The sequence below is a fragment of the Clostridium sp. OM05-6BH genome (assembly GCF_003481635.1).
Lineage (GTDB): Bacteria > Bacillota > Clostridia > Lachnospirales > Lachnospiraceae > Butyribacter.
Window position 1 is genome coordinate 132,423 of record NZ_QULH01000005.1, and the last position, 12,460, is coordinate 144,882.

Annotated in this window: 10 protein-coding genes; 8 read left to right on the top strand and 2 right to left on the bottom strand. The window is 41.5% G+C overall.

The features are described 5' to 3' along the window. Window positions 1–14 precede the first annotated feature (14 nt). From upp to DXB73_RS06815, 7 genes are all read left to right on the top strand, one after another. Window positions 15–644, top strand: coding sequence for a uracil phosphoribosyltransferase (gene upp, locus DXB73_RS06785; RefSeq protein ID WP_118690557.1), 630 nt, complete (start codon window positions 15–17; stop codon window positions 642–644). 242 nt (window positions 645–886) lie between these two features. After that, window positions 887–2,482, top strand: a complete 1,596-nt coding sequence (locus DXB73_RS06790; RefSeq protein ID WP_118690558.1) for a Firmicu-CTERM sorting domain-containing protein — start codon at window positions 887–889, stop codon at window positions 2,480–2,482. An 82-nt stretch (window positions 2,483–2,564) separates the two neighbouring features. Next, the gene (gene xrtG, locus DXB73_RS06795) at window positions 2,565–3,161 is read left to right on the top strand and encodes an exosortase family protein XrtG (protein WP_022026047.1); all 597 of its coding nucleotides are present in this window, start codon (window positions 2,565–2,567) and stop codon (window positions 3,159–3,161) included. Next, window positions 3,145–4,521 (top strand): TIGR03111 family XrtG-associated glycosyltransferase, encoded by a 1,377-nt coding sequence (locus tag DXB73_RS06800; RefSeq protein ID WP_118690559.1) that lies wholly within the window; start codon window positions 3,145–3,147, stop codon window positions 4,519–4,521. The genes xrtG and DXB73_RS06800 overlap by 17 nt, the downstream gene beginning before the upstream one ends. A 17-nt stretch (window positions 4,522–4,538) precedes the next feature. After that, window positions 4,539–5,639 carry a hypothetical protein gene (locus DXB73_RS06805; protein WP_118690560.1) on the top strand — a complete coding sequence of 367 codons (1,101 nt, stop codon included), beginning with the start codon at window positions 4,539–4,541 and terminating at the stop codon, window positions 5,637–5,639. Then, on the top strand, window positions 5,632–6,096 hold the full coding sequence (locus DXB73_RS06810) for a 6-carboxytetrahydropterin synthase (protein WP_182448200.1): 465 nt from the start codon (window positions 5,632–5,634) through the stop codon (window positions 6,094–6,096). The genes DXB73_RS06805 and DXB73_RS06810 overlap by 8 nt, the downstream gene beginning before the upstream one ends. Before the next feature lie 15 nt (window positions 6,097–6,111). After that, a complete protein-coding gene (locus DXB73_RS06815) occupies window positions 6,112–8,550 on the top strand; it encodes a 6-pyruvoyl-tetrahydropterin synthase-related protein (protein ID WP_118690562.1) in 2,439 nt (812 codons plus the stop codon). Between the two features lie 304 nt (window positions 8,551–8,854). On the opposite strand, the gene DXB73_RS06820 is transcribed toward DXB73_RS06815, so the two are convergent. Next, on the bottom strand, window positions 8,855–10,612 hold the full coding sequence (locus tag DXB73_RS06820; RefSeq protein ID WP_118690563.1) for a 1-deoxy-D-xylulose-5-phosphate synthase: 1,758 nt from the start codon (window positions 10,610–10,612) through the stop codon (window positions 8,855–8,857). Then, window positions 10,603–10,992 carry a MerR family transcriptional regulator gene (locus DXB73_RS06825; RefSeq protein ID WP_118690564.1) on the bottom strand — a complete coding sequence of 130 codons (390 nt, stop codon included), beginning with the start codon at window positions 10,990–10,992 and terminating at the stop codon, window positions 10,603–10,605. Before DXB73_RS06825 ends, DXB73_RS06820 begins: the two co-directional genes overlap by 10 nt. A gap of 228 nt (window positions 10,993–11,220) precedes the next feature. Here DXB73_RS06825 and DXB73_RS06830 point away from each other — a divergent pair, with 228 nt between their 5' ends. Continuing rightward, window positions 11,221–12,369 carry a PLP-dependent aspartate aminotransferase family protein gene (locus DXB73_RS06830; protein ID WP_118690565.1) on the top strand — a complete coding sequence of 383 codons (1,149 nt, stop codon included), beginning with the start codon at window positions 11,221–11,223 and terminating at the stop codon, window positions 12,367–12,369. Window positions 12,370–12,460: the final 91 nt, after the last annotated feature.

The following is a 12,460-nucleotide window of genomic DNA, read 5'->3' on the forward strand; positions in this document are numbered from 1 at the left end:
TTTGGAGGTATATTATGGATAATGTAGTAGTATTTGAGCACCCGTTGATTCAGCACAAGATATCCTTGCTGCGCGATAAAAACACAGGAACCAATGAGTTTCGTCAGTTGGTTGACGAGATCGCAATGTTGGAAGGATTTGAAGCGCTGTCAGATCTTCCGGTGGAAGATGTTGAGATCGAGACTCCGATCGAGAAGTGTATGACACCAATGATCGCAGGCCGTAAACTTGCCGTTGTTCCGATCCTTCGTGCCGGTCTTGGCATGGTATCCGGCATTCTGGCATTGGTGCCATCTGCGAAAGTAGGTCATATTGGAATGTATCGTGATGAGGAAACACATGAGCCACAGGAATATTATTGCAAACTGCCGAATCCGATCGAGGAGCGTACTATTGTGGTCTGTGACCCGATGCTGGCAACAGGTGGTTCTGCAGTGGATGCGATCAATCAGATCAAGAAACATGGTGGCAAGAACATCAAGTTTATGTGCATTATTGCTGCCCCGGAGGGACTGGAGCGATTGCACAAAGAGCATCCGGATATTCAGATCTATGTAGGTCATGTAGACAGACAGCTCAATGAAAATGCATATATTTGTCCGGGTCTTGGCGATGCCGGAGATCGTATTTTTGGAACAAAATAATACGCAAATGTTTTCGAAATGTCAACTGCTTAAAAAGTGTATAAAACTACTTAAAAAAGTATATAAAATGCCTAAAAATAAGGGGTTGACGAATTTTGACAAATTGTTATAATGATACTACGAAAAAAGTCGATATATTAAGTAGTAGGGAACAGGGAGACAGGAAGATGATGGTATTTTCCTGTCTTTTTCCCTGAAATATTAACTTTTAAGATAAAAATGATAGAGAGGATGTGGTAACGATGAAGAAGATTTTGGCAGTGATCAGTGCGATGGCATTGGCGGTAAGTGCATTGACGTCATTTCAGATCGCATCAGCAGCAGAAGTTACCATCGATGGCAAGGTGTCAGAGTGGAAAGGTGTTGAAATGCAGACATCGACCAACACTAATATTGAAAAATGGGCAGTAATGCAGGATGATAAGTATGTATATTTTTATGTACAGCAGAACGGAGGCAACGAATGGGGGCTTCCGATCACAAATACTTACGTAGACATTTCCTATGCAAGCGGTCAAGGAGGGCGTAATACCCAGATTCGCTTTGTTAATATGTTGAAGGAATTTAAGGATGCCTGGTATGGTGATATTGACGGAGCGATAGGAGCTTATGAGCCAAGCAAGGAAGCGAATAAATATGAGATTGAATTTGCAATTCCGCAGACATTTTTCGTAGATGATGATTATACGATCAAATATTGCGGGGCAACGGTAAAGAGCAGTGATATTAAGAATCTTAAGGAAGTCGCAACGCCGGAGCCGACGGAAGCAGTGTATCAGGGTATTACGATCGATGGAACGTTTACTGACTGGGATGCGGTTGCACGTACAGATGTAAATGATGCTTCTTTGGAAGAGGTGGCGACCGTATTTGATGGAGATTATTTCTATATCTACATCAAGGAGAAAAGCGTTGGTTCAGCTACATCAGCCGGTGATAAGCGTAATGGTAAATATACGATCTATACAGATTTAGGTCGTAATACAACATTTAAATTGAATAAAAATTCTATTGATGGTATTGAAGGTGCCAAGGTTTCTTACTCGAACAAACAGTACGAGATTGCAATCCCGGCATCAGCCATCAAGCAGTATAAGGATACAATCTCGTTTGGCTATTATATGTCAGAGGATATGTTTGTCAAAGATATCGCTAACCTCAAAGAGAATGACAGTAAGGATAAGTCTTTTCATGGCATTAAATATGACGGGAATTATACAGACTGGGATTATTATCCGCATCAGTTAGTACAGTATTCTACGAGTGGCGGTGTTGGCGAGGATGCAGAGGCAGCGTTGTATTTAGACGGTACAACATTGTATGGACATGTACTCTCTACTTTACATAAAAATGAGCGCGAGTTCCAGCCGTTTACGATCCGCGTTAATGAGAAAGAGAAGACTTCCATTAACTTCCGCTTGGTTGCAGTTGATAAAGATGGTAAGATCAATATGAATCCTAAGTTAGAGGGGCTGGATGCAGGAACCTATGAGTTCTATCTGTGGGATCGGGATTCCGGATCGACAGCATCTAGTATCAATGACAAGGATGCACCGATTTATGGACAGATGAAATTGACCGTACGCCAGACTGCAGATGGAGTTTCGATTTCTGACGAGATGGAATACAAAGTGAATCTGGAGAAGTTGGCTGAGCATTTTGATATGGATGCTTCTGATATGAAGATGATACAGGCACAGTATATTAATATCGGACAGGAGTGGGTTACGATCGCAGGTACTTCGACAGGTGCTGCAATGGGAATTTCGCTTTGCGTATTATCTGTAGGAGCAGTGATGCTCTATCGCAAGCGCAGATCCAAGGCGAAGACGGCATAAACAGAGAGGGTGTACCGGCTCAGCGATTTGGAATGATTTGTGACAGGCAGACGGTGGTGCAGATATAAGGCAAGGTGAAGGAATGACGATAATTGCAGGAATCATATTTCTGATCGTATGGTTGTATATATTATGGGCGCTGCGACGGAGTGATCTTCCGGCGTGGCGCTTTATATGGGGAAGTTGCGGACTGTTTGTTTTGATGATGATATTTGTCAGACCCTATTGCACACAACCGCTCGCACAAGTCGTTGCAGCGATCGCAGGAGCTTTTGGCAAGATCACGGGAATGTTTAGTGCTTACTTTAAGTATGGTGTAGTGTTTGTAGATTCTCGTGCAGGTGCGATTTCGTTGTTGATCGATTTCGAGTGTTCCGGCATTTTGGAAATTATGGCATATTTGTCATTACTTGCCTTTTTTCAAGCGTATAGTCGCTATGAACGTATTGCGGTAGGAGTTATTGGAACAGTTTATATTATTCTTGCCAATGCGATACGCATCACAGTGATCGGAGTCATCATTTATTACAAGGGAATGTCAGCTTATTATATGGCACATACTTTTGTTGGAAGAATCGTATTTTATGGCTTGTCGATCATGCTGTACTTTATTGTATTTACAAAAGCACAGATTGTTCGACAGAAAGTGGGCGGATTTACGTATGGAACTAATAAATAAATTTTGCAACTCATTTTTATTTTGGGCTGCATGGATCATAATACCGGTTATGATGGAGATTGTACCATCGGTTGGAAGTGTGCTTGTATTGCTTAAAAAGCATCTATTTAAGGAAAAAATATTAAAGCCGGCAATTGATCCGGAGATTTCTTTAATAATTCCAATCTACAATTCAATGGACACATTGGAACAGTGTATTCAATCGATTGAAGACAGTGATTATCCGGATTCCAAGATCCGGATTTTCCTTGTTAATAATCAAGGGCAGGATAACAGCTTTCAAGTATTTTGCGAGTGCCAGCGGAAGTTTCCGGGGCTGCATATGCAGTGGCTCAATGCAAAACAAGGCAAATCGAAAGCATTGAATCTTGCCTTATTTAATAGTGAGGGAAAGTACATCATCCATATTGACAGCGATGGTTTATTGGAACGATCCGCCTTGCGCAATATGGTGTACCGTTTTGAAAATGATCAGTCGATCGAGTGCATGACCGGGGTTATTTTGACAGAGCCGAAGCAGGTACAGGCGTATCCGTTAGTCTTCCCACGAATTTTGCGTAAGATGGAATTTATGGAATATGCGCAGGCGTTTTTGGCAGGACGTAACTATTCGGCAGAGATCAATGCGGTGTATACGTTATCGGGTGCGTTTTCGGCGTTTCGCAAATCAGTTGTGCTGAAGTCACAGTTGTATAATACGGATACTATTTGCGAAGATACGCAGATTACGTTCCAGATGAAATATTTATTAAAGACGAAAGTTGGGATCTGCGAAGATGCGATTTTCTTTGTAGACCCGATCGAGGATCTCAATAAATTGTATACACAGAGACAGCGTTGGCAGCGCGGAAGTTTGGAAGTATCACATTTGTTTTTGAAAAACAAGTTAAAAATCAGAAATATGTTTACGAATGTAGGCGTTAGGACATTAGTGTATGACCACACCTTTGCGTTTCCACGCTTGATCTGGTATTTAGCGCTGCTCTGCTTGATGTGCTTGAATTATTCCTTTGCGCAGGTGGGATATTCCACGTTATTTTTGTATTTATTATACGTGTTGATTGGTTTTTTTTACTATATATCGACGGTTGGCTTCTTAAAGAACTTTAAGGAGATTCGGAAATATTATGCAAAGCAGTGGTATGTATTGCCATTGCTGCCACTATTCAATCTGGCAGTGTTCTTTATTCGCTTTGCAGGCGTGGTAAATAGTATTAATACCAATAGCGCGTGGAAAACAAAGAATTTTACGCAGGAAAAGGATAGTCTGTGCAAAACAATAACCGATGATTTTGCGGTTGTAATGCGTTTTATCCGCAAGATCAGGGCAATTGTCAATAAACCAGAGGAACACGTATAGAAAGGCGAGGGGCTGAAGTGAAAAGTAATAAACTGAAAGAGCTATTGATCAACAGCAAGACGATTTCATTCACGATCATTATTATTGTAGGTGTGCTGGCATGGGTGGGCAATCAGCAGATGAAGTCTTATGAGGACAGCATTTTGTCAATCTATGCAGAGCAGCAGGATGCGTATGTTCAGCTTGTTCTTGACCAGATCAATGTGTTGGACGACCGCAGTGATGAAGAGATTGTGACGAAGATATTAGGCTCGTTGGATGCATCCAGTCGTAAATATTGGACATTGACGAAGAATAAAGCCCTTTTGTTTGTAAAAGATGTCACAGAGACCAACCGATATAAGGGACTTACATCTAATACTTTTTTTTCCGGAGACAGTGCGACCAAATTTTTACAAAGTCTGGCGGTGAATAAAGTATCTCATAAGATCATTCAGATGGGGGATGACCGTTATGTGGCATCCGGTGTGATCTTTGGCTATAACGGAGCACGTTATACAATATGCTTATTGACGAATGACACGGTTATTTTGGATAATAATTCCTTTATGGCCTCCAAGATCGGGTTGTCGGTATTCATTAATGGAATTTTGATCATATTGCTGCTTTCTACAATGGTGTTTAGTATTTTATCAGATATTCGCAAAAATAAGCTCGCTAAGATGAAAGCACATACAGAGGAGCTTAACCGTATTGTTGAACGGCAAACCGAAACGATCAAGGCGATGGATTATTATCATACCCGGTGGAATGTGTACCATATCCGGCTGATGGATGTGTTTGTCCAAAAATTAGGACAGAGAAAAGTGACGCCAATTACACTTGTACGGCTTTCATTTGCTTCGGAAGCTGCGAAAAAACAGTTTTTAGAACGGGCACAGGTGCTGTTGGATGAAAAGATCATCCGTTTTGATGCAGAAGATTTAGGCGTTGTATTGATCTTTATCCAATATCGTATGGAGGAAGCGGTACAGGCACTGCACAGACTTCCGGGAAGTGAGGAGATGTTTAACGTCGAGGAGACGATGGCGAAAGAAGATGAGGAACTATCGCTGCAGGCCGTGTATGTTCAGTTTCAGAAGGCATTGCGCGAACGAAAGGAGAAGAAACATGCATAGTGGAGCGATCAATCGAGAATATAAATTTAAGTTTTACCTGAATGCCAATCATTATATTATTATTGATGGTAAAGAGGGAGAACAGCATCCGCATACGTGGGAATTTATGGTTCACATTCGAATGAACGGTCAGAAATTTGTGCAGTTTGATGCATATGAAAAAGCCATTGATGAGTATTTCAATCAATATCAGAATCATTTGATCAATGAGATTGAGCCGTTTGACCATATTATTCCAACATTGGAAAATATGTCTGATTATTTTGTGCGTGCGATCAAAAAGATCGTACAAAATCTGGATGGAGAACTTGTCCGAATGGAGAGTAGTGAGACACCGACGAGAAGTTATGTGATCAATTTTGAACACAATGAGGATTATTTGGAAAGTGTGCGCAGGCATTCCGATCATCAGATGAGTGAGATTATTGATGAGGTGTTGGATCGAGTGATTGAGTAGCGAGGAGAGAGTGCAGTGAAGAAAAATGCAGGCATTGTATTGGCTATGATATTATATGCATTTCTGGCAATAGGGATTGTGTTTGTAATATATATAGGTGGGACGTATCCGGTGGGAGCAGATGCGATGAGCCATGTATATAAGGGAAATGTATTATATCATAATATCAGCCGGGGAAATTGGTATCCGCTTTATGATAATTTGTGGTACAACGGAGTTCAGATGTTGCGTTACTGGGCACCACTTCCGGTGTATTTTTCAGCGTTTTGTCAATTCCTAGCAGGTGGAAGTGATATTAACGGATATTTGATATATATATCCTTAGTGTTTTATGGTGGGGCATTGGTCTGGCTATATATAGGGATTCGCCAACAACGAATTATGCTAGGCACTTTTGTGGGTGTTTTATGGTTTTTCCTGCCAAATAATCTTTATACGTTGTTTGTAGTAGGACATTTAGGTCGTGCTTTGCTAATGGTTTTTCTGCCATTAATATTGTACTTCATAGAAATCAGTTTAATAAAGGGAAGATGGCAGACGGTATGTAAAATAGTTCCGGTTTATGCGTGCATGTTGTTGTGTGATTTAGAATATGCGGCTGTGTTTGCGATGATCATGTTGAGTTATCTTTTGATCTATCGTATCATCAACCATCAAAAAGGTCGTTGTATTCCAATTATGTGTGCAATGCTCTTGGGCTTTGCGTTGATAGGAATATGGCTTGTGCCATCGCTGCGTGGTGGGAAATTAGCGGACGATGCGTTGCGTATGATGAAAGGATATTTTCAAGACGCAGTTATTTCTCTGGATCCGGTAAGAAGACTTACGCGAGGCAATGTTGATTATTATTTTGGCCTGTCTGTGTTTTTGCTGGCTGTTTTCGGCGCAGTTTGTGGCAAGAAAAGGTCATTGCACGGTTTCTGGGCAGGATTGATCTTTTTTGCATGCACGACAACGTCTATGTGTGCTATTCTTGCAAAAATACCGGGAGGACGTTATATATGGATGCTGCAGTTTATTTCGATTGCCCTGTGTTTTATATTATATAGTTTTGTGACCTGGGATACGTTGAAACGTGGATTTGTTGTTATTTGCTGCATTATATTAGTTGTCGACATTGTTCCGTCTTATACGTTGATCTATCACGGAAAAGGAACACTAACGGCAAGCGAAAATATGGAGCAGAGTGCACAGGGAACATTGATTGCAAAGGCTCGTAAAATCACCAAGCAGCGCGCAGCATTGATTGACGGAAGTACGCTTGGAGCGATGGCACCATATTTGTTGACAGACTATAATGGAGCGAAAGTTCCGGAATCATTTGGAACCGGATGGCGGGCAGCAACAACATCGAACAATATTGCTCGTTTGAATGATGCTGTTGAGGAAGGATTTTATTTGTTTTTATTTGATCGATGCCTCGAATTAGGTGATGATACTGTGTTGATCAAGAAAAGTGAGCTTCGAGATCCGGATAAAGATCTGATTGAAGTGACCGAATGTGCCCAAAAATTAGGATACATACTGGCGGCATCGAATGATAGTTATTTGCTTTACCATATAAAAACTTATGAGCAGTTTGGTACGACTTGTCAATATGAGGGGTTAGCTATCGGTTCGTCTTCCGATTTCTTAGCATATGGTTATCCGAATATAGAACCGGGGGACTCGAATAATGTAAATGATTATTCGTATGATAAATTATCAAAATATAAAGTGATTTACTTGTCAGGTTTTACGTATGATGATAAAGATAAGGCTGAAAAGATGCTTTTGAAGCTAAGTGAGGCGGGGGTTAGGATTATTGTAAATGGAGATGGAATACCTGATAATCCACAAACTAACATCAAAGAATTTATGGGTGTGGAATGTCAGGATATTTATTTTCAGAATGGATACCCTGTGCTTTATACAAAGGAGGGGGAACTGGATACGTCATTATTTGACGTAGATAAAAGAAATTGGAAAACAGTTTATTTGAATGGTCTGGATAATACAATGGGATATTTATATGATACGGGAGTAAAAATTGATTTTGCGGGAAACGTCGAGAATGATAATATTGTATTCTTGGGAATTAACTTAACGTATCATTATTTCCTGACTAGAGATGAGTCAGTTGGGAAGTTTTTAGGCAGCTTAATGGATGATGCCTTGGCTGAACTTCCGGATCGGGCATTGGTTCCATTAGATATTGCGCATGCCGGAGATCAAATTATCATCATTAGTCCGCAGGATCAGGTTAATACGACAATTGCGTATCAAGATATTTTTGATAGCAGCGAAAAGATTCACTCGGTTCATAATTTGTTGGAAGTAAACAGTGGAGAAACAAAGATTACGTTGAAGTATCCATATTTTTGGCCGGGGATGATAGTTTCAATATTTGGTGTGATCGGTTGGATTTTGTTTGGTGTATGGATGCGGAAACGACAAATCTTAAACAAATCTTAATGAAAAACCACCTTGAATCTTAATGAAAAAATCGGTATCCTTAATCTTGTAAGTGGCATGTAGATTTCTGAGATGGATTTGAGGGGAATATCTGGAAATGCTATCGAGCTTACGTTGTTGTAGTAGAGATTCTAATAAAAAATCTTACATGTTTCAAAAGAGCAGGTGTCCATATCTTCGGACATCTGCTCTTTCTCCGTTCTGCAGTTCCTTTTATTTAATAGGAAATTGCTCGTAATGTTACGTTATGCCACCAAGAATTGCTTTAGCAATTCTTGCAAAGCAAAGCGCAGGCTTTGCTTTTTTATGCTTCAAGTGCTTTGATATCTGCAACAATTTGTTCTACGGTCAAATGATTCTCTTTGACAACCTCGTTAGGGTCGTAGCGATCCAAAAATTCCTTTTTCAGTCCATAGTTCCGTACTTTGATGTTCGAAGTACCGTAGTATCTGGCAATTTTCTCGCCAAAACCGCCATCCAAAATGCCATCTTCGATGGTCAGAACGAGATCATGATCTTCTTTGAGCTTATCCAACAATTCGGTATCGAGTCCGGTGATGTAGTATGGATTGATCACGGTTGCCTGAATGCCGGTTTCTGCTTCTAACTGAGAAGCAGCTTCGCAGGCAAGTCCGTAAAAGGTACCAAGACCAAGAATGGCAATTTTGGACCCTTTTTTGGTTACCTCATATTTGTTGAGCTTACTAAAATCTTTGGTAACCGGTGTGCCGGTGGATACCATAGCACCGCCCGGAAGCTTGATAGCAACAGGAAGTTCGGTCTGTTCTAGGCTCCAATCCAGCATGGCAATATAATCCTCTTTGGAGGTTGCTGCCAAATAAACAAGGTTTGGAATGTTTGCCATCATTGGAATGTCATACAAACCTAAATGTGTAACGTCATTCATGCCATAAACCGTACCGCAGAAAGTAACGATCGTTGCAGGACTGTTATTGATACATAAATCCTGAGAAATCTGGTCGTAGGTTCTCTGTACAAAGGTGCTGTAAACACCATAGACAGGTTTGCCGCCATTTGCAGCAATACCGGAGGCAAGAGCTACTGCGGTTTCTTCGGCAATGCCGACATCGACGAATTGCTTTCCGGCTTCTTTTCGTTTATCTTCTGTAAAACCAAGAATAGTAGGAGTTCCGGAAGTGATCGCTACAACGGCAGGATCTTTTTTCATCTTGTCTAACAGGTATTCTGCTGTAACAGAAGAATAATCTTCTTCCGCATCTTGGAACAGTGCCTCACCGGTTTTGATATCAAACGGCGCGCAGTAATGCCAGTTCTCTTTATGCTCCTCGGCTGGTGCGTATCCTTTACCTTTCAGTGTGTTGATATGGACAACAACCGGTTTATTGCTGTCTTTTACTTGGGAGAAGGCATCGATCAAAGAGGCTGTGTCATTGCCCTGATCAACATAAACATAGTCTAATCCCATTGCACGGAATAAGTTGCATTCAGCCTGACCTTTCGTGTCGCGAAGCAGCTTGAGATTGCCGTAAAGACCGCCATGATTCTCGGCGATGGACATATCGTTATCGTTTACGACAATAATGAAGTTGCCGTCTAATTCTGCAGCATAATCTAATCCCTCTAAAGCTTCGCCACCGCTCAAAGAACCATCACCGATGACAGCGATCACGTTGCCGTCTTCGCCACTTAGATCTCTTGCTTTGGCAAGTCCACAGGCGAGGCTGACAGAGGTAGACGTGTGACCGACGGTAAAGAAGTCGTGTTCACTTTCGTTTGGATTGCTGTATCCGGACACGTCCTCAAAATGTTCTTCGTATAAATAAGCATCTTTACGTCCCGTCAACATTTTGTGCGGATAAGACTGATGTGATACATCGTATACGATCTTATCTTTTGGTGATTCGAAAACGTAATGGAGTGCGATCGTTGCCTCCACCATACCGAAGTTCGGCCCGAAATGACCGCCGTGTTTGCTCAAACGGTTTAATAATGCAGCACGCATTTCGTCTGCCAAAGTATGTAACTGTTCTACGGATAATTTCTTTACATCTTGTGGTCCATTAATCTGTTCTAAGTACATGAATTTTCCTCCCATGATAATTTTCCTGTTTTGACTGCAACTTCGTAGCGGGAAATTTTATAATCCAGTTTACTTATTGCAGCTTGTAATTGTTTCTGTTGTTCTTCTAAATTGCGTCTCTGTTCCTGCAGCAGTTCGAGACGCGCACCGAAAGTCTGGTCGCCCTGTTGGTACAGTTCAACGTATTCAATCAATGCTTCTACCGGCAGCCCGGCGCTGCGCATACAGATGACAAGTTCGACCCAGCTTAGATCAGATTCCTGATAATCGCGGATGCCACTTGCTGTTCGCGTTACTTTCGGAATCATGCCGACACGTTCATAGTAACGCAGAGTATCCTGTGAAATGTTGTATTTTTGACTCACTTCTTTGATGGTCACGGTAGTCACCTCCTGCTTCTTAGTGTAACACTTGGAGTAGACTCCAAGTCAACCCCTATTTTAGCAATAGGAAAAAACTATAACACATAAAAAATAATTCCAATAGGTAAAATAGGAAATAGCAATTGACAGTGTAAGAGGGAATCCTTATAATAATGCCTACAGGTTTACTAGGAATTAAACGGCGCCTGACAGCCAAGACTTTGTGTGGAGAAAGGATTATGCTATATGGAAAGAGAAATTGAGACAAAATGTTTGCATTTAGAGGAAGATGAAGGTAAAACAGATCATTTTGGTGCGATCAGTTACCCTATTTATCAGACAGCGACGTATGCACATCCGGGAGTAGGACAAAGCACCGGGTACGATTACAGTCGTTTGCAGAATCCAACCAGAGAACATTTAGAGAAAATGGTGGCTTCTTTGGAAGGTGGAATTGATGCGCTGGCACTTTCGAGTGGAATGGCGGCAATATCATTACTGATGGAGCTGTTCAAGCCGGGAGATCATATTATCGCTGATTCGGATCTGTATGGAGGATGCATTCGTTTGTTTCAAAACGTCTCGGATAAGAACGGCATACAATTTTCAAATATTGATTGCTGCAGAGAAGATATTGAATCGTATATTACAGAACAGACGAAAGCAATCTATATTGAAACACCGACTAACCCAATGATGAATGTAACGGATATAGCGGAAACAGCAGAAATCGCACACAAGCACGGTTTGTTGTTGATTGTGGATAATACATTTTTATCGCCATATTTCCAGAATCCGCTGAAACTTGGTGCAGATGTTGTAGTACATAGTGGTACGAAGTATTTGGGAGGACACAATGACACGCTTGCGGGATTTTTGGTAACCGGTCGAGAGGACATCAGCGAAAAACTTCGCTTTTTGATCAAGACAACGGGAGCGGGACTAGCACCTTTTGATAGCTGGTTGATCCTGCGAGGTATTAAAACATTGGGGATTCGCATGGACCGTGCCGCTGATAATGCTTTGGAAATTGCCAAATGGCTGACGGCGCAGGATGTTGTTACGAAAGTGATTTATCCGGGACTGCCGGATCACCCGGGCTATGAGATCATGAAAAAACAGGCGCGTGGTTTTGGTGCAATGTTGACATTTCAATTGAAGGATAAAGAAAGTGCGCTGTCTGTATTAGAAAAGGTTCGCATGATCCGTTTTGCAGAGAGCCTTGGTGGAGTGGAGACGTTGATCACCTATCCGGCGACACAAACGCATGCAGATGTTCCACAGGAAATTCGAGAAAAGAATGGAATTACAGATGCGACACTTCGCCTGTCGGTGGGGATTGAGAATGTCAAAGACCTGTTGGCAGAACTGGAAAGCGTGTTTGCTTCTTTATAAAATAGCGTGTTTATTTACTGGTGGTATATTCGGCTGAAAATGCAGGATGATCATAGAATAGATTGCTAGCAAATGCAGCATGGTGATAGAA

Coding starts and splice junctions, on each gene's coding strand:
- upp (WP_118690557.1), top strand. CDS start 15: ATGGATAATGTAGTAGTATTTGAGCACCCGTTGATTCAGCACAAGATA.
- DXB73_RS06790 (WP_118690558.1), top strand. CDS start 887: ATGAAGAAGATTTTGGCAGTGATCAGTGCGATGGCATTGGCGGTAAGT.
- xrtG (WP_022026047.1), top strand. CDS start 2,565: ATGACGATAATTGCAGGAATCATATTTCTGATCGTATGGTTGTATATA.
- DXB73_RS06800 (WP_118690559.1), top strand. CDS start 3,145: ATGGAACTAATAAATAAATTTTGCAACTCATTTTTATTTTGGGCTGCA.
- DXB73_RS06810 (WP_182448200.1), top strand. CDS start 5,632: ATGCATAGTGGAGCGATCAATCGAGAATATAAATTTAAGTTTTACCTG.
- DXB73_RS06820 (WP_118690563.1), bottom strand. CDS start 10,612: ATGTACTTAGAACAGATTAATGGACCACAAGATGTAAAGAAATTATCC.
- DXB73_RS06830 (WP_118690565.1), top strand. CDS start 11,221: ATGGAAAGAGAAATTGAGACAAAATGTTTGCATTTAGAGGAAGATGAA.